The 23,537-nt window shown below is 70.3% G+C and carries 23 protein-coding genes, 1 pseudogene and 1 riboswitch; of the genes and pseudogenes, 18 read left to right on the forward strand and 6 right to left on the reverse strand.

The window, feature by feature from the left end; all coding sequences use genetic code 11:
- Positions 1-42 precede the first annotated feature (42 nt).
- The 6 genes from A5673_RS15995 to A5673_RS16020 all read left to right on the forward strand — a co-directional run bounded on the left by A5673_RS15995 (position 43) and on the right by A5673_RS16020 (position 7,175).
- A complete protein-coding gene (locus A5673_RS15995; RefSeq protein WP_068234141.1) occupies positions 43-1,257 on the forward strand; it encodes a winged helix-turn-helix domain-containing protein in 1,215 nt (404 codons plus the stop codon).
- Positions 1,257-2,630 carry a type I restriction-modification system subunit M gene (locus tag A5673_RS16000; protein ID WP_068234144.1) on the forward strand — a complete coding sequence of 458 codons (1,374 nt, stop codon included), beginning with the start codon at positions 1,257-1,259 and terminating at the stop codon, positions 2,628-2,630. Before A5673_RS15995 ends, A5673_RS16000 begins: the two co-directional genes overlap by 1 nt.
- Positions 2,627-3,688: a restriction endonuclease subunit S gene (locus A5673_RS16005; protein ID WP_068234146.1), complete on the forward strand. Its 1,062-nt coding sequence runs from the start codon at positions 2,627-2,629 to the stop codon at positions 3,686-3,688. Before A5673_RS16000 ends, A5673_RS16005 begins: the two co-directional genes overlap by 4 nt.
- A 10-nt stretch (positions 3,689-3,698) precedes the next feature.
- On the forward strand, positions 3,699-4,451 hold the full coding sequence (gene thyX / locus A5673_RS16010; RefSeq protein WP_068234214.1) for an FAD-dependent thymidylate synthase: 753 nt from the start codon (positions 3,699-3,701) through the stop codon (positions 4,449-4,451).
- A gap of 125 nt (positions 4,452-4,576) precedes the next feature.
- Positions 4,577-5,479: a 4-hydroxy-tetrahydrodipicolinate synthase gene (gene dapA / locus A5673_RS16015; protein ID WP_068234148.1), complete on the forward strand. Its 903-nt coding sequence runs from the start codon at positions 4,577-4,579 to the stop codon at positions 5,477-5,479.
- A gap of 19 nt (positions 5,480-5,498) precedes the next feature.
- The gene (locus A5673_RS16020) at positions 5,499-7,175 is read left to right on the forward strand and encodes a ribonuclease J (RefSeq protein ID WP_068234151.1); all 1,677 of its coding nucleotides are present in this window, start codon (positions 5,499-5,501) and stop codon (positions 7,173-7,175) included.
- On the opposite strand, the gene A5673_RS16025 is transcribed toward A5673_RS16020, so the two are convergent.
- The 3 genes from A5673_RS16025 to A5673_RS16035 are packed head-to-tail and all read right to left on the reverse strand — an operon-like array spanning position 7,172 to position 9,183.
- Complete coding sequence (locus A5673_RS16025) at positions 7,172-8,044, reverse strand: SAM-dependent methyltransferase (RefSeq protein ID WP_068234155.1); 873 nt, start codon at positions 8,042-8,044, stop codon at positions 7,172-7,174. The two genes, A5673_RS16020 and A5673_RS16025, sit on opposite strands and share 4 nt — an antisense overlap.
- A 6-nt stretch (positions 8,045-8,050) precedes the next feature.
- Entirely contained in the window at positions 8,051-8,872 is an 822-nt protein-coding gene (locus A5673_RS16030) for a mycofactocin-coupled SDR family oxidoreductase (protein WP_068234216.1), read from the reverse strand.
- On the reverse strand, positions 8,869-9,183 hold the full coding sequence (locus A5673_RS16035; RefSeq protein ID WP_068234158.1) for a putative quinol monooxygenase: 315 nt from the start codon (positions 9,181-9,183) through the stop codon (positions 8,869-8,871). The genes A5673_RS16030 and A5673_RS16035 overlap by 4 nt, the downstream gene beginning before the upstream one ends.
- 157 nt (positions 9,184-9,340) lie before the next feature.
- Between A5673_RS16035 and A5673_RS16040 the strand changes: the two genes are divergently transcribed.
- Positions 9,341-11,824 (forward strand): DNA translocase FtsK, encoded by a 2,484-nt coding sequence (locus A5673_RS16040; RefSeq protein ID WP_156748282.1) that lies wholly within the window; start codon positions 9,341-9,343, stop codon positions 11,822-11,824.
- Here A5673_RS16040 and A5673_RS16045 read toward each other — a convergent pair.
- Complete coding sequence (locus A5673_RS16045; protein WP_156748284.1) at positions 11,821-12,345, reverse strand: amino-acid N-acetyltransferase; 525 nt, start codon at positions 12,343-12,345, stop codon at positions 11,821-11,823. The genes A5673_RS16040 and A5673_RS16045 overlap by 4 nt on opposite strands.
- A gap of 83 nt (positions 12,346-12,428) precedes the next feature.
- Between A5673_RS16045 and pgsA the strand changes: the two genes are divergently transcribed.
- The 4 genes from pgsA to A5673_RS16065 all read left to right on the forward strand — a co-directional run bounded on the left by pgsA (position 12,429) and on the right by A5673_RS16065 (position 15,212).
- Positions 12,429-12,992: a CDP-diacylglycerol--glycerol-3-phosphate 3-phosphatidyltransferase gene (gene pgsA, locus A5673_RS16050; RefSeq protein WP_369806491.1), complete on the forward strand. Its 564-nt coding sequence runs from the start codon at positions 12,429-12,431 to the stop codon at positions 12,990-12,992.
- 103 nt (positions 12,993-13,095) lie between these two features.
- Positions 13,096-13,434, forward strand: coding sequence for a transcriptional regulator ClgR (clgR, locus tag A5673_RS16055; RefSeq protein WP_068234167.1), 339 nt, complete (start codon positions 13,096-13,098; stop codon positions 13,432-13,434).
- A 110-nt stretch (positions 13,435-13,544) separates the two neighbouring features.
- Positions 13,545-14,375, forward strand: a complete 831-nt coding sequence (gene pspA, locus A5673_RS16060; protein ID WP_068234170.1) for a phage shock protein PspA — start codon at positions 13,545-13,547, stop codon at positions 14,373-14,375.
- Between the two features lie 18 nt (positions 14,376-14,393).
- Positions 14,394-15,212 carry a hypothetical protein gene (locus tag A5673_RS16065; RefSeq protein WP_068234173.1) on the forward strand — a complete coding sequence of 273 codons (819 nt, stop codon included), beginning with the start codon at positions 14,394-14,396 and terminating at the stop codon, positions 15,210-15,212.
- 7 nt (positions 15,213-15,219) lie between these two features.
- Here A5673_RS16065 and A5673_RS16070 read toward each other — a convergent pair whose 3' ends face one another.
- Entirely contained in the window at positions 15,220-15,651 is a 432-nt protein-coding gene (locus tag A5673_RS16070; RefSeq protein ID WP_068234176.1) for a limonene-1,2-epoxide hydrolase, read from the reverse strand.
- A gap of 52 nt (positions 15,652-15,703) precedes the next feature.
- Here A5673_RS16070 and A5673_RS16075 point away from each other — a divergent pair, with 52 nt between their 5' ends.
- Positions 15,704-16,870, forward strand: a complete 1,167-nt coding sequence (locus A5673_RS16075) for a glycosyltransferase (RefSeq protein ID WP_068234179.1) — start codon at positions 15,704-15,706, stop codon at positions 16,868-16,870.
- A gap of 11 nt (positions 16,871-16,881) precedes the next feature.
- Positions 16,882-17,088: a DUF3046 domain-containing protein gene (locus A5673_RS16080; RefSeq protein WP_068234181.1), complete on the forward strand. Its 207-nt coding sequence runs from the start codon at positions 16,882-16,884 to the stop codon at positions 17,086-17,088.
- Positions 17,089-17,205: 117 nt separating this feature from the next.
- On the opposite strand, the gene A5673_RS16085 is transcribed toward A5673_RS16080, so the two are convergent.
- Positions 17,206-17,883, reverse strand: coding sequence for a (2Fe-2S)-binding protein (locus A5673_RS16085; RefSeq protein ID WP_068234183.1), 678 nt, complete (start codon positions 17,881-17,883; stop codon positions 17,206-17,208).
- Positions 17,884-17,921: 38 nt separating this feature from the next.
- Positions 17,922-18,053: riboswitch (cobalamin riboswitch) on the reverse strand.
- Positions 18,054-18,222: 169 nt separating this feature from the next.
- On the opposite strand from A5673_RS16085, the gene recA reads away from it, so the two are divergent.
- The 5 genes and pseudogenes from recA to A5673_RS28480 all read left to right on the forward strand — a co-directional run.
- Positions 18,223-20,358, forward strand: coding sequence for an intein-containing recombinase RecA (gene recA, locus A5673_RS16090; protein ID WP_068234185.1), 2,136 nt, complete (start codon positions 18,223-18,225; stop codon positions 20,356-20,358).
- Positions 20,324-20,845: a recombination regulator RecX gene (recX, locus tag A5673_RS16095; protein ID WP_068234186.1), complete on the forward strand. Its 522-nt coding sequence runs from the start codon at positions 20,324-20,326 to the stop codon at positions 20,843-20,845. The genes recA and recX overlap by 35 nt, the downstream gene beginning before the upstream one ends.
- Positions 20,846-20,898: 53 nt before the next feature.
- Complete coding sequence (miaB, locus tag A5673_RS16100; RefSeq protein ID WP_068234187.1) at positions 20,899-22,413, forward strand: tRNA (N6-isopentenyl adenosine(37)-C2)-methylthiotransferase MiaB; 1,515 nt, start codon at positions 20,899-20,901, stop codon at positions 22,411-22,413.
- Positions 22,410-23,006, forward strand: a complete 597-nt coding sequence (locus tag A5673_RS16105; protein WP_068234189.1) for a hypothetical protein — start codon at positions 22,410-22,412, stop codon at positions 23,004-23,006. The genes miaB and A5673_RS16105 overlap by 4 nt, the downstream gene beginning before the upstream one ends.
- A 219-nt stretch (positions 23,007-23,225) precedes the next feature.
- Positions 23,226-23,537 (forward strand): annotated as a pseudogene (locus A5673_RS28480) (DUF349 domain-containing protein); the annotation flags it as partial.

The raw sequence follows: 23,537 nt of genomic DNA on the forward strand, positions 1-23,537 counted from the left end.
CGCCGCCGCCGAGGTCGGGCGAAAAGCCGGTATTCTCGGCGCGTGTCGCCCCGCACCTCCAGGCTGACCGCCGCGCAGGCCCGCCGTATTGCCGTTGCGGCCCAAGGATTTAGCGAGCCCCGCCCCGCCGGCCCGATCACCCGCGCGCATCTCAAGCGGCTCATCTCGAGAATCCAAGTGCTGCAGCTGGATTCGGTTTCGGTGGCGGTTCGTGCCCACTACGCGCCGGTGTTCAGCCGGCTCGGCCCCTACGACCGCGACGTGTTGGACCGCGCGGCGTGGGGGCCGCGCTCGGCGCGGCTGCTGGCCGAATATTGGGCGCATGAGGCCGCGCTGATGGCCGTCGACGACTGGCCGCTGCTGCGCTGGCGGATGCGCCAGTACGCCCACGGCCGCTGGGGCACGCACATCGTCAAGGCCAACCCCCGCCTCGCCGAGCGGATCGTCGCCGCGGTCGCGGAGCTCGGGCCCAGCACCGCCGGGCAGATCGAGGAGCACCTGGCCGCCGAGCCGAAGCGCAAGAAGGGAACGTGGTGGACCCGCAGCGACACCAAGTGGGTCGCCGAGGCGCTGTTCGCCTCCGGCGTGCTCACCACGGCCACCCGGGTGGGCTTCGCGCGCCACTACGACCTGGTGGAGCGGGTGCTGCCGGCGAGCGTGCTGGCCCGCGAGGTCGACGACGAGGAGGCCGTCCGCGAGCTCACCCTGCGGGCCGCCACCGCGCTGGGCGTGGGGACCGAGGCCGACATCCGCGACTACTTCCGGCTGTCGGCGCAGCAGGTCAAGCCGGCGATCGCCGAGCTGGCGTCCGCCGGTGCGATCGAGCGGGTCGACGTCGACGGCTGGTCCGCGCCGGCGTACCTGCGGGCGGGCCGGACGGTGCCGCGCGTCGACCGCGGCACCGCGCTGTTGTGCCCGTTCGACCCGTTGATCTTCTTCCGGCCCCGGGTCGAGCGGCTGTTCGGTTTCCACTACCGCATCGAGATCTACACGCCGGCCGCCAAGCGCCGGTACGGCTACTACGTGTGGCCGCTGCTGATGGACGGGCGGCTGGTGGCGCGCGTCGACCTCAAGGCCGACCGGCCCGGCGACGCGCTGCGCGTGCTGGGAGCGTTCGGCGAGGCTGACATCGCGCGGCCGCGCGTGGTCGACGCGCTGGCCGGCGAACTGCGGTCGATGGCGTCGTGGCTGGGCCTGGGCGGGTTCAGCGTCTCCACCCGGGGCAATCTGGCCGCCGAGCTGCGGGCGGCGAGCTGATGCGGGCCACGGACAAGGAGCTCAAGGACACGCTCTGGAAGGCGGCCAACAAGCTGCGCGGCTCGCTGTCGGCGGGCCAGTACAAGGACGTCGTCCTCGGGCTGGTGTTCCTCAAGCATGCCTACGACTCGCGCTGGAAGTCGTTGGCGCACAACGCCGAATCGCCGGACCTCGGCCGGCTGGTCGACGACGCGATGGCGGCCGCCGCGCTGCCGAGGCTGTACGAGAACCTCGATCCGCGCCGCCTCGGCGAGCTGGTGGCCCTGCTCGACGGCGCGCACTTCGACCGCGGCGGGCGCCCGCGGGACCTGATGGGCGAGGTGTACGAGTATTTCCTGGGCCACTTCGCCCGGGCCGAGGGCCGGCGCGGCGGCGAGTTCTTCACCCCGCCCAGCGTGGTGCGGGTGCTCGTCGAGGTCCTCGAACCGTCGAGCGGGCGGGTGTACGACCCGTGCTGCGGGTCGGGGGGAATGTTCGTGCAGACCGAGAAGTTCATCGCCGCGCGCGACGGCGATCGCGCGAAAGTCACGATCTACGGGCAGGAAAGCGTCGAGCAGACCTGGCGGATGGCGAAGATGAACCTCGCCGTCCACGGCATCGACCACTCCGGGCTCGGCGCGCGGTGGGCCGACACGTTCGTCGACGATCTGCACGCCGGCGTGCAGATGGACTATGTGCTGGCCAATCCGCCCTTCAACATCAAGGATTGGGCCCGCGACGAAACGGACCCGCGCTGGCGCTTCGGCGTTCCGCCCGCCACCAACGCCAACTACGCCTGGATACAACACATCCTGTCCAAGCTGGCGCCGGGCGGCCAGGCCGGTGTGGTGATGGCCAACGGCTCGATGTCGTCGAACACGCTGGGGGAAGCCGACATTCGAGCCGGGATCGTCGAGGCGGACCTGGTGTCGTGCATGGTGACGCTGCCCGGGCAGTTGTTCCGCAGCACCGGCATCCCGGTGTGCGTGTGGTTCTTCGCCCGGGACAAGGCCGCGCGGGCCGGCGAGGTGCTGTTCATCGACGCCCGCGGGCTGGGCTACCTGGCGGATCGGGCGGAGCGTGCGCTGTCCGACGACGACGTCGCTCGCATCGTCGAGGCCTTCCACGCGTGGTCCGGATCGCCGTCGGCCGCCGCCAAAGGCCTGACGTACCAGGATGTTCCGGGCTTCTGCAGCTCGGCGTCGCTGGATGACATCAGGGCCGCCGGCTACGCCCTGACGCCCGGACGCTACGTCGGGCCGCCCGCCGCCGTCGGCGACGGGGAGCCCGTCGACGAGAAGATCGCCCGGTTGACCGGCGACCTGATGGCGGCGCTGGACGAATCCGCGCGACTGGACGCCCTGGTGCGCGAGCAGGTGGAGCGCCTGCGGTGAGGGTCAGGCTCGGCGATCACCTGGAATTCAGCAACGGAACCAGCCCGCCGCGACGGGCGCCGGACGGGTGCTTCCGGGTTTACGGCGCCAACGGGGCGATCGGCTATGCGGCACAACACAACGCGGCCGGGCCCCTCATCGTCGTGGGCCGGGTCGGATCGTATTGCGGCAGCCTGCGGTATTGCGATGCCGAGGTCTGGGTCACCGACAACGCGCTGGTATGCCGGGCCAAGGACCGCGGGGACACGCGGTACTGGTACTACGCGCTGCACACCTGCGGGCTGGGCGATCACCGCGCCGGATCCGGCCAGCCGCTGCTCAACCAGCGGATCCTGCGCGACGTCTCGGTCCCGGCCGTGGCGGCGCCGCAACGCCGCGGGATCGCCGAGGTGCTCGGCGCCGTCGACGACAAGATCGCCGCGAACGAGCGCGTGATCGCGGCCGCCGAACAGCTGATGGTGGCCATCGCGGAGCCGGTGCCCGACGACGTGCCGTTGTCCTGTTTGGCCGAGCGATCGACGGTGCTCCTCGGGCCGGCCGCGTTCGACGACGTCGTCGCCCACTTCAGCCTGCCGGCGTTCGACGTCGGCGCGAAACCCGCGCTGGTCGCCGCCGCGTCGGTGCGCAGCGGCAAGTTCCTGCTGTCGGAGCCGTGCGTGCTGGTCGCCAAGCTCAACCCCAGGATTCCGCGCATCTGGAACGTGCCCTCCCTGCCGCGGCACATGGCCTTGGCCAGCACCGAATTCGTGGTGCTGAGGCCGGTCGGCGTGGACACGTCGGCGCTGTGGTCGGCCCTGCGGCAACCCGCCGTCACCGAGACGCTGCGGCGCCGGGTCGCCGGGACCTCGGGCAGCCACCAGCGGATCCAACCGCGCGACCTGCTCGAGGTTCGGGTCCGCGATGTTCGCCGGTTGGCGCCCGCCGCGTCGCGGACGATCACCGGCCTGGGCGCGCTGTGCCACGCCCGCCGCGCCGAATGCGTGCGGTTGTCCGCCTTCCGCGATGCCGTGTTGCCGCTGCTGATGTCGGGTGAGCTTGTCGTGCGACCGTCGCGTTAAGGTGAGCGCCGTGGCCGAGACCGCGCCGCTGCGCGTGCAACTGATCGCCAAGACGGAGTTCCTGGCGCCGCCGGACGTGCCCTGGACCACCGACGCCGAGGGCGGCCCCGCGCTCACCGAGTTCGCCGGCCGCGCCTGCTATCAGAGCTGGTCGAAGCCGAACCCCAGGACGGCGACCAACGCCGGCTACATCGGGCACATCATCGACGTCGGGCACTTCTCGGTGCTCGAGCACGCGAGCGTGTCGTTCTACATCACCGGCATCTCGCGGTCGTGCACCCACGAGCTGATCCGGCACCGGCACTTCTCCTACTCGCAGCTGTCCCAACGCTACGTGCCGGAGGGCGACTCGCGGGTCGTCGTCCCGCCCGGGATGGACGACGACCCCGAGTTGCAGCGGATCCTCACCGAGGCCGCCGACGCCAGCCGGGCCACCTACGCCGAGCTGCTGGCCAAGCTGGAAGCCAGGTTCGCCGACGAGCCGAGCGCGGTGCTGCGGCGCAAGCAGGCGCGCCAGGCCGCCCGGGCCGTGCTGCCCAACGCCACCGAAACCCGCATCGTGGTGACCGGGAACTACCGGGCGTGGCGGCACTTCATCGCGATGCGCGCCAGCGAGCACGCCGACGTCGAAATCCGGCGCCTCGCCATCGAGTGCCTGCGCCAGCTCGTCGGCGTGGCGCCCGCCGTGTTCGCCGACTTCGAGGTCTCCACGCTGGCCGACGGGACCGAGGTCGCCACCAGCCCGCTGGCCACCGAGGCCTGAGCGAGCGCCAGCCCGGTTGCCGCGAGCGTGCGCAGTTGTACACCTTGTGCGGCGTGTCGCCGGACAAACACGCGCGCTCGCGGCGGTGACGAAAGGCCTTGATACCGCCAGGTAACCTGAAGATCGTGAGCACCGTCGGATTCGACGCCCCCGCCCGGTTGGGAACCCTGCTGACCGCGATGGTGACGCCCTTCGCCGCCGATGGGTCCCTGGACACCGCCGCGGCCGGGCAGCTGGCAAACCGCCTGGTGGACGGGGGGTGCGACGGCCTGGTGGTCTCCGGGACCACCGGCGAGTCGCCGACCACCACCGACGACGAGAAGCTGGAGCTGCTGCGGGTCGTGCTGGAGGCGGTGGGCGATCGCGCCCGCGTCGTCGCCGGCGCCGGCACGTATGACACCGCGCACAGCGTCCGGCTGGCCAAGGCCTGCGCGGCAGAGGGCGCCCACGGCCTGCTGGTCGTCACGCCCTACTACTCCAAGCCGCCCCAGGCGGGGCTCGTCGCGCATTTCACCGCGGTCGCCGACGCGACCGAACTGCCGGTGCTGCTCTACGACATCCCGCCGCGCTCGGTGATACCGATCGAGACCGAGACCATCCACACGCTGGCCGGCCACCCGAACATCGTCGGCATCAAGGACGCCAAGGCCGATCTGCACGCCGGCGGCCAGATCATGGCCGAGACCGGCCTGGCCTACTACTCCGGCGACGACGCGCTGAACCTGCCGTGGCTGGCGATGGGTGCCACCGGCTTCATCAGCGTGATCGCCCATGTGGCGGCGGGTCAGCTGCGGGAGCTGTTGTCCGCCTTCAATTCCGGGGACATCGCCACCGCCCGCAAGATCAACGTCTCCCTCGCCCCGCTGTGCAACGCGATGGGGCGCCTGGGCGGGGTGACGATGTCGAAGGCGGGCCTGCGCCTGCAGGGCTTCGACGTGGGCGACCCCCGGCTGCCGCAAATCCCGGCGACGCCGGAACAGAGCGAGGCGCTGGCCGCCGACATGCGCGCGGCCTCGGTGCTTCGGTGAGCCAAACGGTGGCCGCGAAGTGGATATAGACCTCGACCCACCAGGTCCCCTGACTCCGGGTGGGTTGCGTGTCACCGCGCTGGGCGGCATCAACGAAATCGGCCGCAACATGACCGTTTTCGAGCACCTGGGCCGCCTGCTCATCATCGACTGCGGGGTGATGTTCCCCACCCACGACGAGCCCGGCGTCGACCTGATCCTGCCGGACCTGCGCCACATCTCCGACCGGCTCGAGGACATCGAGGCGCTGGTGCTCACGCACGCGCACGAGGACCACATCGGCGCGATCCCGTTCCTGCTCCGGCTGCGCCCCGACATCCCGGTCGTCGGCTCGAAGTTCACCCTGGCGCTGGTCGCCGCCAAATGCCGCGAGCACCGCATCAAGCCGGTCTTCGTGCAGGTCGCCGAGGGGCAGCGCAGCACGCACGGCGTGTTCGAGTGCCAGTACTTCGCCGTCAACCATTCCATCCCCGACGCGCTGGCCATCGCCGTGCACACGGGCGCCGGAACCGTGCTGCACACCGGCGACATCAAGCTCGACCAGCTGCCGCTGGACGGCCGGCCCACCGACCTGCCCGGCATGTCGCGACTGGGTGACGCGGGCGTGGACCTGTTCCTGTGCGACTCGACCAATTCCGAGATCCCCGGTGTCGGGCCGTCGGAGAGCGAGGTCGGCCCGACGCTGCACCGGCTGATCCGGGGCGCCGACGGCCGCGTCATCGTGGCGTGTTTCGCCTCCAACGTGGACCGGGTGCAGCAGATCATCGACGCGGCAGTGGCATTGGGCCGGCGGGTGTCGTTCGTCGGGCGATCCATGGTGCGCAACATGGGCATCGCGCGGGAACTGGGCTTCTTGCGGGTGGACGATTCCGACCTCATCGACATCTCTGCCGCGGAGATGATGGCGCCCGAGCGGGTGGTGCTGATCACCACCGGCACCCAGGGCGAACCGATGTCGGCGCTGTCGCGGATGTCGCGCGGCGAGCACCGCAGCATCACGCTCACCAACGAGGACCTGATCATCCTGTCGTCGTCGCTGATTCCCGGCAACGAGGAGGCGGTGTACGGGGTCATCGACTCGCTGGCCAAGATCGGGGCCCGCGTCGTCACCAACCAGCAAGTGCGCGTGCACGTTTCCGGGCACGCCTACGCCGGCGAGCTGCTGTTCCTCTACAACGGCGTACGACCGCGCAACGTGATGCCGGTCCACGGCACCTGGCGCATGCTGCGCGCCAACGCCAAGCTGGCGGCGCGCGCCGGGGTGCCCGAGGAATCAATCCTGGTGGCCGAGAACGGCGTCAGCGTCGACCTCGTCGCGGGCCAGGCCTCCATCGCCGGCGCCGTGCCGGTCGGCAAGATGTTCGTCGACGGGCTGATCACCGGCGACGTCGGCGACATCACCCTGGGTGAGCGGCTCATCCTGTCGTCGGGTTTCGTCGCGGTGACCGTGGTGGTGAAGCGGGGCACCGGGCGCCCCGCCGCTGCGCCGCAACTGTTTTCGCGCGGGTTCTCCGAGGACCCCAAGGCGCTGGAGCCCGCGGTGCGCAAGGTCGAGGCCGAACTCGAGGCGCTGGTCGCCGACGACGTGACCGATCCCGTCCGGATCGCGCAGGGGGTGCGCCGCACGGTCGGGAAGTGGGTCGGCGAGACCTACCGCCGCCAGCCGATGATCGTGCCGACGGTCATCGAGGTCTAAACTTTCTCGGCGTAGGCTGACCATTCCAATTGGGAGGCCGCGAGTTTGCGGCCGGTGGGCGCCACGTAGCGCTGGACGAGTTCGTCGGGGCCGGCCTGCTCCACCAGCCGCCAGCCGTACTCGGCGATGAACTGCGCGACCTCGTCGGGTTGCAGGCCGAAATGCCAGAGTTGGTGGCGCTGGCGGACATTGCGGTACAGCGTGCGGGTGCCGTAGCGGTTCGTCCCGTCGATGAAGTCGCGGCGGACGTAGGTGAACACCAGCCGGCTGCCCGGGGCGGCCGCGCGCAAGCCCTCGAGGGTGCGGCGGACACCGTCCTCGGTGAGGTACTGGGTCACGCCTTCGCAGATGAAGAAGGCCCGGTAATCGGTGCGGTACCCGTGCTCGGCCAACGAGGTGAGCAGGTCGTCGCGCTCGAAGTCCAACGGCACCAACCGAACTGACATCGGCAGTCCGCCCAGCACCCGCCGAACGGTCCTCGCCTTCCGGGCGATGTTGACCGGCAGGTCCACCTCGAAGACCGGGAGGCGGGCCCGCCGCGTCAAGAGGTAGGGGCGGGTGTCGAACCCGGCGCCGAGGATGACGACCGCCTCGACGTCGGGCAGCGCCTCCTCGATCTTGTCGGCGATGAACCGCTTGCGGCAGGCGAGATTGGCCCACAACCCGGGGCCGGTGTATTCCGAGCCGCGGACCATCAGGCGGCGAGCCGGCGCCCAGCGCGTCGCGGCGACCAGCCAGCGCAGTGGGCGCGGCAGGAACAGCTCCGCGAGGTCGTCGTCCACCAGGCGGCGCTCGGGCGGCTCGTTGCGCTCGACCGCGGCCAGCACCATCGGTCCGAAGGCGGTCTGCGCGGCGGGGTTTCGAGCCATGTGCTGCTACTTGTTCAGGAAGCCCGCATCGACGGGCAGGGTGACGCCGGTGATGTAGCGGGCCTGGTCGGACACCAGCCACGCCACCGCGTTGGCGATGTCTTCGGCGTCGAGCACCTCCACCGGCATGGCGTTGCCCATGGCCCCCGGCGTGTCGGTGGCGGCCGCCATCTTGGCCAGCCACTCGCGGGTGAACTCGTTGTTGATCATCGGCGTCTCGACGCCGGACGGATGGATCGAGTTGACTCGAATCATTTGTGTCGCAAGAAGATTCGCGTAGACCCGCATCAATCCGACGACCCCGTGCTTGGCGGCGGCGTAGCCGACCGAACCGGCATCCGGGCTGCCGACGCCCGCGAGCCCGGCCGACGAACTGATCAGGACGATCGATCCGCCGGTGCCCTGCTTGACCATAGTCGGGATCGCGGCCTTGATGGTGTTGTAGACGCCGGTGAGGTTGACGTCGATGACGTCGCGCCAGCCGTCGTCGCCGGACTGCATCGGGGCGATGCCGGCGTTGGCCACCACGATGTCGAGCCGGCCGAACTCGTCGAGGCCCGCCTGCAGCGCGGCCGACAACGACGCCCGGTCGCGCACGTCGCCACGGGCGGCCACGATGCGCGCACCGGTGTCCTCGACCAGCTTGACGGTGGCCGCGAGGTCGTCCGCGGTCGCCAGCGGGTACGGGACGCTGGCGATCTGCCCGCACAGGTCGACGGCGATGATGTCCGCCCCGTCGGTGGCCAGCCGCACCGCGTGCGCGCGCCCCTGGCCGCGCGCGGCCCCGGTGATGAAAGCGACCTTGCCTTCGAGTGAACGGGCCATCAGGGACGCAGCTGCCCCTTGTCCGCGTCGCCGGCGGGGATCGGCTGCAGCATCTTGATGTCCGGCGCCCCGTCCAGGTGCTCGCCCGCCGCGGCGAACAGCTTGCCGATCGCGGGCGCGGTGCTGTGCACCTTGAGCGCCTCCTCGTCGGCCCACTGCTCGACGAACACGAACGTCTCGCCGCTCTGGTGCAGCGAATACAGCTGGCAGCCCGGCTCCTCGTGCACTTCGGAAACCGCGGTGGTCAGGATGTCGCGGACGGTGTCCACCGACTCGGGTTTGACGGTCATGGTGGCGACGACGACGACGGGCATGCTGGTGCCTCCTGGGCGGTTGAGGGGCGGGTGACGGCGTGACTGCCATCACCATTCGTCACCCTACTCACGCCCGATCGGGGGCATCCCGCGCCGGGCGGTCGTTACCAGTGTGGCGGGTGGTGTAGATGAGGTATTTGCGACTACTCTTGGCCCCATGCCCAGTAAGACCGCCGCCCGCTCCGGTACCCGAACGAGCAGGTCAAAGGCCACATCGCGGGCCGGCGGGGCCCGCAAGCCCCGCCCCGCACCCCGCCGGAAGGCGGGCAGGCCCGCCAAACGCCGCAACCCGTCGCTGCTGGTGGCCGCCGGGCTGACCTGCGGCCGCGCCGCGCGCGCCACCTGGCTGCTGGCCGCGCGCGGCGCCGGGGGTGCGGCCCGGTCCATCGGGCGGGCCCACGACATCGATCCCGGGCACCGCCGCGACGGGATCGCGCTGGTGCTGCTCGGCCTCTCCGTCGTCGTCGCCGCCAGCTCGTGGTTCGACGCCGCGCGCCCGGTCGGCGCGTGGGTGGACACGCTGCTGCGGACATTCGTCGGCGCGGGCGTCCTCGCGCTGCCCGTCGCCGCCGCCGCGGTGGCGGTGACGCTGATGCGGACCCAGCCCAACCCCGACGCGCGGCCGCGGCTGATCCTGGGCGGCACCCTGATCGCCCTCTCGGCGCTGGGCCTGCGCCACCTGTGGTCCGGTTCGCCGGAGGACCCCGAATTGCGCCGCCGCGCAGCGGGATTCATCGGCTTCGCCATCGGCGGGCCGCTGTCGGACGGGTTGACGCCCTGGATCGCCGCGCCGCTGTTGTTCATCGGCTTCATGTTCGGCCTGCTGTTGCTGACCGGGACCACGATCCGCGAGGTTCCCGACGTGTTGCGCGGGTGGTTCGGTGGCCGGCTGGCCGGCGACGACGACGTCGCCTACGACTACGCCGACGAGTTCGACGACGACCAGCCGCGCGACGACTTCTCCGACGGCTACTACGACGAATCCCCGGACCCGGAGCCGCAGGCGTGGCCGTCGGCGGCCCCCGCCCAGGCGGGCCCCGGCGAACCGATCGCGGACGACACCCCCACGATTCCGGAGCCCGGGCGAAGCCGCCGTCGGGCCAAAAAGCCCGAAACCCGGATCGTGGACCGCGTCGTCGAGGGTCCCTACACCCTGCCGTCGCTGAACCTGCTGGTGGCCGGCGATCCGCCCAAGAAGCGCAGCGCCGCCAACAACGTCATGGCCGACGCCATCACCGAGGTCCTCAACCAGTTCAAGGTCGACGCCGCCGTCACCGGCTGCACCCGCGGGCCCACGGTGACCCGCTACGAGGTCGAACTGGGGCCCGGCGTCAAGGTGGAGAAGATCACCGCCCTGCAGAAGAACATCGCCTACGCGGTGGCCACCGAGAGCGTCCGCATGCTCGCCCCCATTCCCGGCAAATCCGCCGTCGGCATCGAGGTGCCCAACACCGACCGCGAAATGGTGCGGCTGGCCGACGTGCTCACCGCGCCCTCGACCCGCCGCGACCACCACCCCCTGGTGATCGGCCTGGGCAAGGACATCGAGGGCGACTTCATCTCGGCCAACCTGGCCAAGATGCCGCACCTGCTGGTCGCCGGCTCCACCGGATCGGGCAAGTCGAGCTTCGTCAATTCCATGCTGGTCTCGCTGCTGGCCCGGGCCACCCCGGAGGAGGTCAGGATGATCCTGATCGACCCGAAGATGGTGGAACTGACGCCGTACGAAGGCATTCCGCACCTGATCACCCCGATCATCACCCAGCCGAAGAAGGCGGCCGCCGCGCTGGCGTGGCTGGTCGAGGAGATGGAGCAGCGCTACCAGGACATGCAGGCCTCCCGGGTGCGCCACATCGACGACTTCAACGAGAAGGTGCGCTCCGGAGCCATCACGGCGCCGCTGGGCAGCCAGCGCGAGTACCGGCCCTACCCGTATGTGGTGGCGATCGTCGACGAGCTGGCCGACCTGATGATGACCGCGCCGCGCGACGTCGAGGACGCGATCGTGCGGATCACCCAGAAGGCGCGCGCCGCGGGCATCCACCTGGTGCTGGCCACCCAGCGCCCGTCGGTGGACGTGGTCACCGGGCTGATCAAGACCAACGTGCCGTCGCGGCTGGCGTTCGCCACGTCGTCGCTCACCGACAGCCGGGTCATCCTGGACCAGGCCGGCGCGGAGAAGCTGATCGGGATGGGCGACGCCCTGTTCCTGCCGATGGGTGCCAGCAAAACCGTCCGGCTGCAGGGCGCCTTCATCACCGACGAGGAGATCCACGCCGTCGTGGCCGCCTGCAAGGACCAGGCCGAACCCGAGTACACCGAGGGCGTCACCACCGCCAAGCCGACCGGCGAACGCACCGACGTCGACCCGGACATCGGCGACGACATGGACGTGTTCCTGCAGGCCGTCGAGCTGGTGGTGTCCAGCCAGTTCGGCTCGACCTCGATGCTGCAGCGCAAGCTGCGCGTCGGCTTCGCCAAGGCCGGCCGGCTGATGGACCTGATGGAGACCCGCGGCATCGTGGGGCCGTCCGAGGGATCCAAGGCGCGCGACGTGCTGGTCAAGCCCGACGAGCTGGCCGCGACGCTGGCCGCGATCCGGGGCCTGGACGGCGGGTCCGACGACGACGGGCCCGACTAGAGCACCAGCAGCATTCGGGAGTTGCCCAATATGTTGGGCTTGACGTAGCTCAGGTCCAGGAACTCGGCGACACCGATGTCATAGGAGCGGCACATCTCCTCGTACACCTCGGCGGTGACGGGCGTGCCCTCGATCTCGGTGAACCCGTGCCTGGCGAAGAACTCGGTCTCGAAGGTCAGCACGAACAGCCGCTGCAGCTGCAGCTCGCGGGCGACCTCGAGGAGGCGGTCGACGATGGCGTGGCCGATGCCGTGGCCGGTCATCGCCGGGTCGACCGCGACGGTGCGGATTTCCCCGAGGTCCGACCACAACACGTGCAGCGCGCCGCACCCGACCACCCGGCCCGCAAAATCCGGGTGCTCGGCCACCCAGAACTCCTGGACGGCCTCGTAGAGCGTGACGAGGTTCTTCTCCAGCAGGATGCGCCCGGAGTACGTGTCGACGAGTTGTTTGATCGCGGGGACGTCGGATGTTCGCGCGCGCCGGACCACCGGCCTGGGGCCCCGTGAGCTTTGGGTCACGGGTAACAGTATCGGCAACGCGCAGAGGGACGCTGGTCAACCGCTATTCTTATGCCGTGTCGGGGCAGCCGCAAACACCGCCAATTGCGGGCCAAGCCCGCATCGCGAACCTCGCCAACGTGCTGACCCTCTTGCGGCTGGTGCTCGTCCCTGTGTTCCTTTTCGCGCTGTTCACCGCCGACGGACACCAAATCGCCGGCCGCATAGTCGCTTTCGTGATCTTCGCCGTCGCCGGCATCACCGACCGGTTCGACGGCCTGCTGGCCCGCAACTACGGGATGGCGACCGAATTCGGCGCGTTTGTCGACCCGATCGCGGACAAGGCCCTGATCGGGTCGGCGCTGATCGGCCTGTCGATGCTGGGCGACCTGCCGTGGTGGGTCACGGCGGTGATCATGACCCGCGAGGTGGGGGTCACGCTGCTGCGGTTGGCGGTGATCCGCCGCGGCGTCATCCCCGCGAGTTGGGGCGGCAAGCTCAAGACGGTCGTGCAGGCCCTGGCGATCGGCTTGTTCGTCCTGCCGCTGTCGGGGCCGCTGCGGGTGGTGGCGGCCGCCGTCATGGGCATCGCGATCGTGCTGACGGTGGTGACCGGCGTGGACTACGTGGTGTCCACCGCCAAGGCGGTCCGCCAGACGGCCGGCTGAACGGGAACCAACCCACCGCCGCCGGCGTTGGCCCTAATGAGCGCCTGCTGAATTTGGGGTTGTTGACGTGCTGAGCAGGGCTGACTGGACGAAGGAGAGCAGGATGGCGCCATTGATGCGCGAGGTCATCGGCGACGTGTTGCGCCGGGCCCGGACGTCACAGGGCCGGACGCTGCGCGAGGTCTCGGATTCGGCGCGGGTGAGCCTCGGCTACCTGTCGGAGGTGGAGCGCGGCCGCAAGGAGCCCTCCAGCGAGCTGCTCAACGCGATCTGCGATGCGCTGGAGGTGCCGCTGTCGGCCGTCCTGACCGGCGCCGGGGAGCGGATGGCAAGCGAGGAGAGCGTGGCCTACGCCGCGCCGACCGCCGGGGCGGGCGGGCCCACCATCGACGCCGGCACCAAGGTCGTCATTCCGCCGGTGGCGTCGCTGGCCGTGGCCTGAAAGCCACGCGGGCGGATCCAGCGCCAGGGGTGGGGCGATTGGCCCCGACCCGATAAATTGAGCGACAGGGCGCTTGTCCGGCATACGAGAAGCGAAGGTGGACCTGACTGATGGCCAATCCGTTCGTCAAAGCGTGGAAATACCTGATGGCGCTCTTCAACGCCAAGATTGACGAGCACGCCGACCCGAAGGTGCAGATCCAGCAGGCCATCGAGGAAGCCCAGCGCCAGCATCAGGCGCTGACCCAGCAGGCCGCGCAGGTGATCGGTAACCAGCGCCAACTGGAGATGCGGCTCAACCGCCAGCTGGCCGACATCGAGAAGCTGCAGGTCAACGTGCGTCAGGCGCTGACGCTGGCCGACCAGGCGGCCGGCGCCGGGGACGCCGCCAAGGCCGCCGAGTACAACAACGCCGCCGAGGCGTTCGCGGCCCAGCTGGTGACCGCCGAGCAGAGCGTCGAAGACCTCAAGACCCTGCACGACCAGGCGCTGTCCGCCGCGGCCCAGGCCAAGAAGGCCGTCGAACAGAACTCGATGGTGCTGCAGCAGAAGATCGCCGAGCGCACCAAGCTGCTCAGCCAGCTCGAGCAGGCCAAGATGCAGGAGCAGGTCAGCGCCTCGCTGCGGTCGATGAGCGAGATCGCCGCCCCGGGCACCACCCCCAACCTCGACGAGGTCCGCGAGAAGATCGAACGCCGCTATGCCAACGCGATCGGGTCCGCCGAGCTCGCCCAGGGGTCCGTGCAGGGCCGCATGCTCGAGGTCGAGCAGGCCGGCGTCCAGATGGCCGGCCATTCCCGGCTCGAGCAGATCCGCGCGTCGATGCGCGGTGAGGCGCTGCCGGCGGGCGGTACGGCCGCCACCCCCGGCGCGGCCCCGGCAACCCCCGCGCCCGCCGAGACCACCGGTGGCCAGGTCGCCGAGAAGCCCTTTGGCCAGTAACGCCTCCGGGGCCCCGCGATGGCGGTGAAAGCGACCCAGCACCGGCCGTGGCGCGCCCTGGTGCAGCGCGGCTTGGAGGCCGCCGCCGACGTTTCCGACCTGGTGGCCCGCAAGATCGGCGCCGCCGCGGACCCACGCGCGCGGCTGCTGCGCCGCCAGCGCCGGGCGCTGCGGTGGGGCCTGATCTGCGCGGCCGGCTGCGTGTTCTGGATCGCGGTGACCGGCCTGCTGGCGGCGTGGGGCTGGTTCACGTTGCTGCTGCAGGTCACCGGCGCCATCGCGGTGGTGCTGGCGGTTCCGGCGACGCTGTTGCTGCTGCGCTACCGCTGGCTGCGCTCGGAGCCGCTGCCGGCGCAGCGGACCACGGGCACCCGTCGGCTGCCGCCGCCCGGTTCGGCCGCCCGGCCCGCGATGTACGCGCTGGGCGCCTCCGAACGCGGATTCTCCTCGCTGTTGGGCGTGATCGAGCGCGGCTCCATGCTGCCGGCGGACGAGATCCGCGACCTGAGCGCCGCGGCCGCCAAGTCGTCGACGGCGATGGCGGCCACCGCCGCCGAGGTGGTGTCGATGGAACGCGCGGCGCAGTACGCCGAGTCGTCGCGGCCGCACCTGGTGCCGACCATCAACGCGTTCACCGCGCAGCTGAGCGCCGGCGTGCGCCAGTACAACGAAATGGTCACCGCCGCAGCGCAACTGGTGTCCTCGGCGAACGGGGCAACGGGCGCCGGGTTGGCCGGAACCCAGGAGCGCTACCGCGCCGAGCTGGTCGGGGCCACCGATCGGCTGCTCGGTTGGGCGCAGGCGTTCGACGAACTCGGCGGGTTGCCCCGGCGCTAGGACGGCGCTAGAACGAGGCGCGCAGCGACGGCACCACCAGCCCCGCCACGCCACGCAGTGTCGCCTTGAGCATGTCGAAGAAGTCGAAGTAGTCGCGCCACAGCGTGATTCGCCCGTCGTGCACCTCGAAAACGCCGCACACCCAGAACTGCAGCCGCAGCGGCCCGACGATCAGCGCGTCGGTGCGTTCGGTGAGCACCGCGGCGCCGTCGGCGGCGATGCGGTGGATCTTCACCTCGAAGGCCCCGCGGCCTTCCATCATGCGGAACAGCTTGATCGCCCGGGCGCGGCCGTGGATCGTCGGCAGCCCCACGTTCTGGTAAACGAGGTTGTCGTCCAGCGCCGCCCCGGCGGCGTCCAGGTCCGAATCTTGAAGCGCGTTCAGGAAACCCTCGACCGTGCGGGTGTTCGCCACGCCTGTGTCAGTCAGCTCGGTCATGCTGCCAGCGTAGGCGAGTGCGGCGGCTCCGCGGTGTGGCAGGGTAGGGCCGATGCGCGTCGCCGTGGTTGCCGGGCCCGATCCCGGGCACTCGTTCCCGGCGATCGCGCTGTGCCGGCGGTTCGGCGAGGCGGGCGACGAGCCCGTCTTGTTGACGGGCCCGGAGTGGCTCGGCGCCGCGCGCGCCGCCGGCGTCGAGGCGGTCGAGCTGGACGGGCTGACCGCCACCGACGAGGACGCCGACGCCGGGGCCCGGATTCACCGGCGCGCGGCGCGGATGGCGGTCCTCAATGTCCCGGCGCTGCGCGACCTGGCGCCGGATCTGGTGGTCTCGGACGTCATCACCGCGGGCGGCGGAATGGCCGCCGAGCTGTTGGGCATCCCCTGGACCGAGCTCAACCCCCATCCGCTGTACCTGCCGTCGAAGGGGTTGCCGCCGATCGGCAGCGGGCTGGCGCGCGGCACCGGCTTCCGCGGCCGGCTGCGGGACGCCACGATGCGTGCGCTGACGGCGCGGTCGTGGCGCGCCGGCATCAAGCAGCGCGCCGCCGCCCGGCTCGAGATCGGGCTGCCCGCCGTCGATCCCGGGCCGCTGCGACGGCTGATCGCCACGCTGCCCGCCCTGGAGGTGGCGCGCCCGGACTGGCCGGCGGAGGCCGTCGTCGTGGGACCCCTGCACTTCGAGCCGACCGATCGGGTGCTGAACATCCCGCCGGGCTCCGGGCCGGTGGTGGTGGTCGCGCCGTCGACCGCGCTCACCGGGACCGCCGGGTTGGCCGAGGTCGCCCTGGACTGCCTGAGGCCGGGGGCCACGCTGCCGGCCGGTTCACGGCTGGTGGTGTCGCGGCTCGGCGGCGCCGAGCTGACCGTGCCGCCGTGGGCGGTGGTCGGGCTGGGGCGCCAGTCGGAACTGCTGACACACGCCGACCTGGTGATCTGCGGCGGCGGGCACGGCATGGTGGCCAAGACGCTGCTGTCCGGGGTGCCGCTGGTGGTCGTTCCCGGCGGCGGGGATCAATGGGAGATGGCCAATCGGGTGGTGCGCCAGGGCAGCGGCCGGCTGGTTCGGCCGCTGAGCGCCGACGCGTTGGTGGCCGCGGTGGGCGAGGTGCTGTCCTCGCCCGGCTACCGGCAGGCCGCGCGGCGGGCCGCCGCCGGCATCGCCGACGTCGCCGACCCGGTGCGGGTCTGCCACCAAGCGCTGGCGCTTGCCGGCTGAGCCGGCTGGGTATGTTGGCTGACGTGCGGCTGACGGAGTTCAACGAACGGGTTGTCTTGCGCTTTGGCGCGACCTACGGCCCGTCGGTGCTGGTGGATCACGTGCTGACCAGCTTCGACGGCCGCACCGCCGCCCAGGCGATCGACGACGGCGTCGAGCCCCGCGACGTCTGGCGGGCGCTGTGCGCCGACTTCGACGTCCCGCGCGACCAGTGGTGAGCCGGCCTCAACGCCGCTGGGCGTTGAGTGTGCGGTGTTGGCGTTGAGTGCGCAGTGGTGGCGTGATCCGGGCGTTTTTCCCGCCCTGGACGCACACCCAAAGCCCTGGACGCACACTCATTTCCGCTGCGGCCGCCGGTCCCGCCGAAACACGCAATCGCCGCACACGGACCGCCCCGGCACGCGGTAGAACAGGCAGCAGCTGTGGCGCCGGAACGCGAGATGCGGCCCGCTGAGCACGCCGGAGCCGGCCAGCACGCCGCTGTCCAGCAGTGACTGGGTCATCGCGACGATCGCCGGCCGCAGGTCCGGGCGCGCGACGAGCAGTGCCCGGGCCGCGCCGACGAGCGCGGACGCGATGTTGCCGGCCAGCAGGGCCGGCGCCAGCGTGACCCGCAGGCCCGCGGCGAACGGGCCCATGTGCTGTGTGACCACGATGCGGTACAGCGACTTCGCCGACGGCGGGGCGAGCGGCCGCCCGACGGGTTCGGGGAGCCGCAGCTGCGCCCCGTCGTCGGCGCGCTGCAGGTCTTTGAGGTCCGGAACGACGCCGTGACCCAGCGCGCACGCCAGCACGGGCGACCACAACCGGGTGGCGTGGCCCAGGTGCACCAGCGAGGCGCCGATCCGCGCATCCGACGTGTGATACCGCCGGGCGGTGGTGTCGATCAGATCGGCGAAGCCGTCGGTGTAGGACCGCCTGACGGGATGCCACCCCGCCGGCTCGCCGCCCACCGTGAGCGCGAAAAAGCCTTTGTAGGAAGATATTTCGGCCAGCTCAGCCGAGATGTCCATGCGCAACCAACCCTCTCTGGGGAAATCCGCCCCAGTTCTCGTGAGGAAGCGCTGACGGTGAGTATCTGGCTCCCGGGTCGGGGCATGCCCGTCCCGGTCACAGTGGCGGGACCGCACCGGATTCGCACCGGTTTCCTCAAGGGGTGTGGCCCGTCAGCGCCTTTCGGTAGCAAATATTGCCACACGCCGCGCGCCCGGCGTGTCAAGCTTGAATCGAACAGGTGTTCGGCTACTGTGGTGAGTGTTCTTCAGAGCCGACTTGTCGGTGGCCTTCTCTAGTGTCACGGCCAACCGACCGATACCGGTCAGAAGCACACACCGACGATAGGAAGAGGCACCATGACGCAAGCCCCCGACCGCGAGAAGGCTCTCGAACTGGCGATGGCCCAGATCGAAAAGAGCTACGGCAAAGGCTCGGTGATGCGTCTCGGCGACGAGATGCGTCAGCCGATCTCGGTCATCCCGACCGGATCCATCGCACTGGACGTGGCCCTGGGCATCGGCGGGCTGCCCCGCGGCCGGGTCGTGGAGATCTATGGCCCGGAGTCCTCGGGTAAGACCACCGTCGCGCTGCACGCGGTGGCCAACGCCCAGGCCGCCGGCGGCGTCGCGGCGTTCATCGACGCCGAGCACGCCCTGGACCCGGACTACGCCAAGAAGCTTGGCGTCGACACGGATTCGCTGCTGGTCAGCCAGCCCGACACCGGTGAGCAGGCGCTCGAGATCGCCGACATGCTGATCCGCTCCGGCGCGCTGGACATCCTGGTCATCGACTCGGTGGCGGCCCTGGTGCCGCGCGCCGAACTCGAGGGCGAGATGGGGGACAGCCACGTCGGCCTGCAGGCCCGGCTGATGAGCCAGGCGCTGCGAAAGATGACCGGCGCGCTCAACAACTCGGGAACCACGGCGATCTTCATCAACCAGCTCCGCGAAAAAATCGGAGTGATGTTCGGGTGCATGAATTACTCCACCCGAGTGACTCTTGCGGACGGTTCCACCGAAAAGATCGGCAAGATCGTCAACAACAAGATGGACGTCGAGGTGCTGTCTTACGACCCAGTCACCGATCAGGTCGTCCCGCGCAAGGTAGTCAACTGGTTCAACAACGGCCCCGCCGAGCAGTTCTTGCAGTTCACCGTCGAGAAGTCCAGCGGCAACGGCAAATCACAATTCGCCGCAACACCCAACCACCTCATTCGCACACCGAGCGGCTGGAAAGAAGCCGGCGATCTCTTTACTGGTGACCGCGTGCTCGCTGCCGAACCGCATCTGCTCAGCGACCAGCAGTTTCAGGTGGTGCTGGGATCGCTGATGGGTGACGGCAACCTCTCACCGAATCGCCGCGATCGCAATGGAGTCCGCTTCCGGCTGGGACACGGCGCCAAGCAGGTCGAGTACCTGTGGTGGAAGACCGCGTTGATGGGCAACATCCGGTATGCAATGCGGGAGAACGCCAAGGGCGCGAGGTTTGTCGACTTCACTCCACTGGCAGAGCTCGCCGAATTACAGCGCGCGGTTTATCTCGGAGACGGCAGGAAGTTCTTCTCCGAGGAATACCTCAAGGCGTTAACACCACTGGCTCTGGCCATTTGGTACATGGACGACGGCTCATTCACTTTGCGCTCCAAGGGATTGCAGGAACGTACTACTGGCGGCAGCGGCAGCATTGAGATCTGCGTCGAAGCCATGACCGAAGGCACGCGTGTGCGGTTGCGCGACTATCTGCATGATTCATACGGCTTGGATGTGCGTCTGCGGCACGCCGGCTCAGCCGGTAAGGCGGTGCTGGTGTTCTCTACCGCGGCCATGGCGAAGTTCCAGGAATTGGTCGCGCCATACATGGCGCCGTCCATGGACTACAAGCTGTTGCCGCGGTTCCGTGGTCAAGGGGCGGTGACCCCACAGTTCATCGAACCCACCCAGCAGTTGGTACCGGCCCGCATTCTCGACGTGCATGTCAAGCCGCACACCCGGTCAATGAATCGATTCGATATTGAGGTCGAGGGCAATCACAACTATTTCGTTGACGGTGTGATGGTGCACAACTCGCCCGAAACCACCACGGGTGGAAAGGCTTTGAAGTTCTACGCGTCGGTGCGCATGGACGTGCGCCGGATCGAGACGCTCAAAGACGGCACCAACGCGGTCGGCAACCGCACCCGGGTCAAGGTCGTCAAGAACAAGGTGTCGCCGCCGTTCAAGCAGGCCGAGTTCGACATCCTCTACGGCCGCGGCATCAGCCGCGAGGGTTCGCTGATCGACATGGGGGTGGATCAGGGCTTCATCCGCAAGTCCGGGTCGTGGTTCACCTACGAGGGTGAGCAACTCGGGCAGGGCAAGGAGAACGTCCGCACCTTCCTGATGGAGAACGCCGACATCGCCAACGAGATCGAGAAGAAGATCAAGGAAAAGCTCGGCATTGGCGCGGTGGTGACTGCTGATGACGACGCCTTGCCGGCCCCCGTCGACTTCTGAGCCCTCCCGCGAGGAGCAGGCGCGGGCGTTGTGCCTGCGCCTGCTCACCGCGAGGTCGCGCACCCGGGCCGAGCTGTCCGGCCAGCTGGCCAAACGCGGGTACCCCGACGACGTCAGCGGCCGGGTGCTCGACCGGCTGGCCGCCGTCGGACTCGTCGACGACCGGGATTTCGCCGAGCAATGGGTGCGGTCACGCCATGTCAGGGCGGGGAAGAGCAGGCGTGCGTTGGCCGCCGAGTTGCACACCAAGGGCGTCGACAACGACGTGATCACCGCGGTGCTGAGCGGGATCGACGCCGGGGCCGAGCGCGACCGGGCCGAAGAACTGGTGCGGGCGAAGCTGCGGCGCGAGACGCTGAGCGGGGATGACACGCGGATTACCCGCCGACTGGTGGGGATGCTGGCCCGGCGCGGCTACAGCCAGAACCTGGCGTGCGAGGTCGTCCTGGCCGAGCTGGCCGCCGAACGGGAGCGCAGGCGGGTCTAGCTGCGGGTTAATCCGGTAACCCCCGGTCGCCGTACCATGGCCCCGTGACTTCGATGGTGGCCCGAGACGTTTCGGGGGCGCGTACCTACCAGGTGCGCACCTACGGGTGCCAGATGAACGTCCACGACTCCGAGCGGTTGGCGGGGCTGCTGGAGGCGGCCGGTTACCGCCGGGCCGCGGACGGTGCCGACGCCGACGTGGTCGTCTTCAACACCTGCGCCGTCCGGGAGAACGCCGACAACAAGCTGTACGGCAACCTCAGCCACCTGGCGCCACGCAAGCGCGGCAACCCCGACATGCAGATCGCCGTCGGGGGCTGCCTCGCGCAGAAGGACCGGGACGCGCTGCTGCGCAAGGCGCCGTGGGTCGACGTCGTGTTCGGCACGCACAACATCGGATCGCTGCCGGCGCTACTCGACCGGGCCCGGCACAACAACGTCGCGCAGGTCGAGATCGCCGAGGCGCTGCAGCACTTCCCGTCGTCGCTGCCCAGCGCCCGCGAATCCGCCTACGCCGCCTGGGTTTCCATCTCGGTGGGATGCAACAACACCTGCACGTTCTGCATCGTGCCGTCGCTGCGCGGCAAGGAGGTCGACCGCAGCCCGGCCGACATCCTGGCCGAGGTGCGGTCGCTGGTCGCCGACGGCGTGCTGGAAGTCACCCTGCTGGGCCAGAACGTCAACGCCTACGGGGTGTCCTTCGCCGACCCGGCGCAGCCCCGCGATCGCGGCGCCTTCGCCGAGCTGCTGCGGGCCTGCGGGCGCATCGACGGGCTGGAACGCGTGCGGTTCACCTCGCCGCATCCGGCCGAGTTCACCGACGACGTCATCGAGGCGATGGCGCAGACGCCGAACGTCTGCCCGGCCCTGCACATGCCGCTGCAGTCGGGCTCCGACCGGATACTGCGGGCGATGCGGCGGTCATATCGCGCCGAACGGTATCTGGGCATCATCGAGCGGGTCCGGGCGGCCATGCCGCACGCCGCGATCACCACCGACCTGATCGTCGGATTCCCCGGCGAGACCGAAGAGGACTTCGCCGCCACCCTCGACGTCGTGCGGCAGGCCCGCTTCGCCGCGGCGTTCACCTTCCAGTACTCCAAGCGGCCCGGCACCCCCGCCGCCGCGTTCGACGGGCAGCTGCCGAAAGCCGTCGTGCAGGAACGCTACGAACGGCTGATCGAGGTGCAGGAGCAGATCTCGCTGGAGGGCAATCGGGCGCTGATCGGGCAGCCGGTCGAACTGCTGGTCGCCACCGGCGAAGGACGCAAGGACGCCCGCACGGCCCGCATGACGGGCCGGGCCCGCGACGGCCGGCTGGTGCACTTTGCCTGTAACGAAGCCTCGAACGACCAGGTGCGCCCGGGTGACGTCGTCACCACGGTCGTCACCGATGCCGCCCCGCATCACCTCATCGCCGACGCGGGAATCCGCAGCCACCGCCGCACCCGGGCGGGCGACGCGCACGCCGCCGGGCGCCGCCCCCGCACGATCGGCCTCGGCATGCCCGCCGTCGGGCCGTCTACCGAACCGCTGGAACCGCTAGAAACGCTGGGGTGCCCCCGATGAAGAAAGAACACGTCGACATCGACGCGCTAAGAACCGAAATCGAGGCCGCCGAGCGCCGGGTGGCGCGCGAAATCGACCCCGGCCCAAGGGCTTTGGTGGTCGCGATCCTGGTGTTCGTGCTACTCGGTTCGTTCGCCTTGCCGCACACCGGCGACGTGCGGGGATGGGACGTGCTGTTTTCCAGCCACGACGCCGGCGCCGCCGCCGTGGCCCTGCCGTCGCGGGTGTTCGCGTGGCTGGCGCTGGTGTTCGGCGTGGGCTGCTCGACGCTGGCGCTGATGACGCGGCGCTGGGCGCTCGCCTGGGTCGCGCTGGCGGGCTCGGCCGTCGCGTCCGGCGCCGGGCTGCTGGCCGTGTGGTCGCGCCAAACCGTCGCCGCCGGGCACCCCGGCCCCGGCGTCGGGCTGATCGTGGCGTGGATCGCCGTGCTGCTGTTGACGTTCCACTGGGCACGCGTGGTGTGGGCCCGCACCGCCGTGCATCTGGCGGCCGAGGAGCAGCGGCGCAGGCTCGCCGCGCAGCAGCAGTCGGCGACGCTGCTGGACACCCTGGGCGATCCGGAGGATCCGACGGCGCCGAAACCCGAAGCCTAGGACCTGCGGGTCAGCGCCTCGGCGGCCGCATCGGCCCACTGCCGCCACTGCTCGGCGTTGGCCCTGGCCTCCTCGGCCTCCTTGGTCCGGCCTGCGGCGGCGGCCTTCTGCGCCTGCTGCTCGTACTGCTCGGCGCGGGTCCGGAACTGCTCGGCCCGGGCCTGCGCCTGCGGGTCCGACCAGTCCGCTTCGCCGGCGTCGCGCACCCGTTTCTCGACCGCGCGCAGGCGCCGCTTCAAGGCCGCGCAGGACCGTTTCTTCACGGCCCGCAACGCCGCCGCGGCGGAGAAGGACGCCGAGTTCGCGGCCAACGCCACCGCCAAGGAGGCGCTGCTGGCCGAGGCGGAAAAGCTCGACACCGGCAACCTCGACGCGGCGCGCGCGGCGCTGCGGTCCATCGCCGACAAGTGGGACGCGATCGGAAAGGTGCCGCGGGAACGGTCCGCCGAGCTGGAGCGGCGCCTGCGCGCGGTCGAGAAACGGGTGCGCGACGCCGGCGAAGCGGACTGGTCGGACCCGCAGGCGCAGGCC

Source organism: Mycobacterium sp. E3198 (assembly GCF_001667015.1).
GTDB lineage: Bacteria > Actinomycetota > Actinomycetes > Mycobacteriales > Mycobacteriaceae > Mycobacterium.

Bases quoted from the DNA above. Each gene is read 5' to 3' on its own strand.
- A5673_RS16040 (WP_156748282.1), top strand. From the start codon at position 9,341: ATGCCCAGTAAGACCGCCGCCCGCTCCGGTACCCGAACGAGCAGGTCA.
- A5673_RS16070 (WP_068234176.1), bottom strand. From the start codon at position 15,651: ATGACCGAGCTGACTGACACAGGCGTGGCGAACACCCGCACGGTCGAG.
- A5673_RS16075 (WP_068234179.1), top strand. From the start codon at position 15,704: ATGCGCGTCGCCGTGGTTGCCGGGCCCGATCCCGGGCACTCGTTCCCG.
- A5673_RS16065 (WP_068234173.1), top strand. From the start codon at position 14,394: ATGGCGGTGAAAGCGACCCAGCACCGGCCGTGGCGCGCCCTGGTGCAG.
- A5673_RS16105 (WP_068234189.1), top strand. From the start codon at position 22,410: ATGAAGAAAGAACACGTCGACATCGACGCGCTAAGAACCGAAATCGAG.
- A5673_RS16035 (WP_068234158.1), bottom strand. From the start codon at position 9,183: ATGCCCGTCGTCGTCGTCGCCACCATGACCGTCAAACCCGAGTCGGTG.
- miaB (WP_068234187.1), top strand. From the start codon at position 20,899: ATGGTGGCCCGAGACGTTTCGGGGGCGCGTACCTACCAGGTGCGCACC.
- clgR (WP_068234167.1), top strand. From the start codon at position 13,096: ATGGCGCCATTGATGCGCGAGGTCATCGGCGACGTGTTGCGCCGGGCC.
- recA (WP_068234185.1), top strand. From the start codon at position 18,223: ATGACGCAAGCCCCCGACCGCGAGAAGGCTCTCGAACTGGCGATGGCC.
- A5673_RS16085 (WP_068234183.1), bottom strand. From the start codon at position 17,883: ATGGACATCTCGGCTGAGCTGGCCGAAATATCTTCCTACAAAGGCTTT.
- A5673_RS16000 (WP_068234144.1), top strand. From the start codon at position 1,257: ATGCGGGCCACGGACAAGGAGCTCAAGGACACGCTCTGGAAGGCGGCC.
- A5673_RS16025 (WP_068234155.1), bottom strand. From the start codon at position 8,044: ATGGCTCGAAACCCCGCCGCGCAGACCGCCTTCGGACCGATGGTGCTG.
- recX (WP_068234186.1), top strand. From the start codon at position 20,324: ATGACGACGCCTTGCCGGCCCCCGTCGACTTCTGAGCCCTCCCGCGAG.
- pspA (WP_068234170.1), top strand. From the start codon at position 13,545: ATGGCCAATCCGTTCGTCAAAGCGTGGAAATACCTGATGGCGCTCTTC.
- A5673_RS16080 (WP_068234181.1), top strand. From the start codon at position 16,882: ATGTTGGCTGACGTGCGGCTGACGGAGTTCAACGAACGGGTTGTCTTG.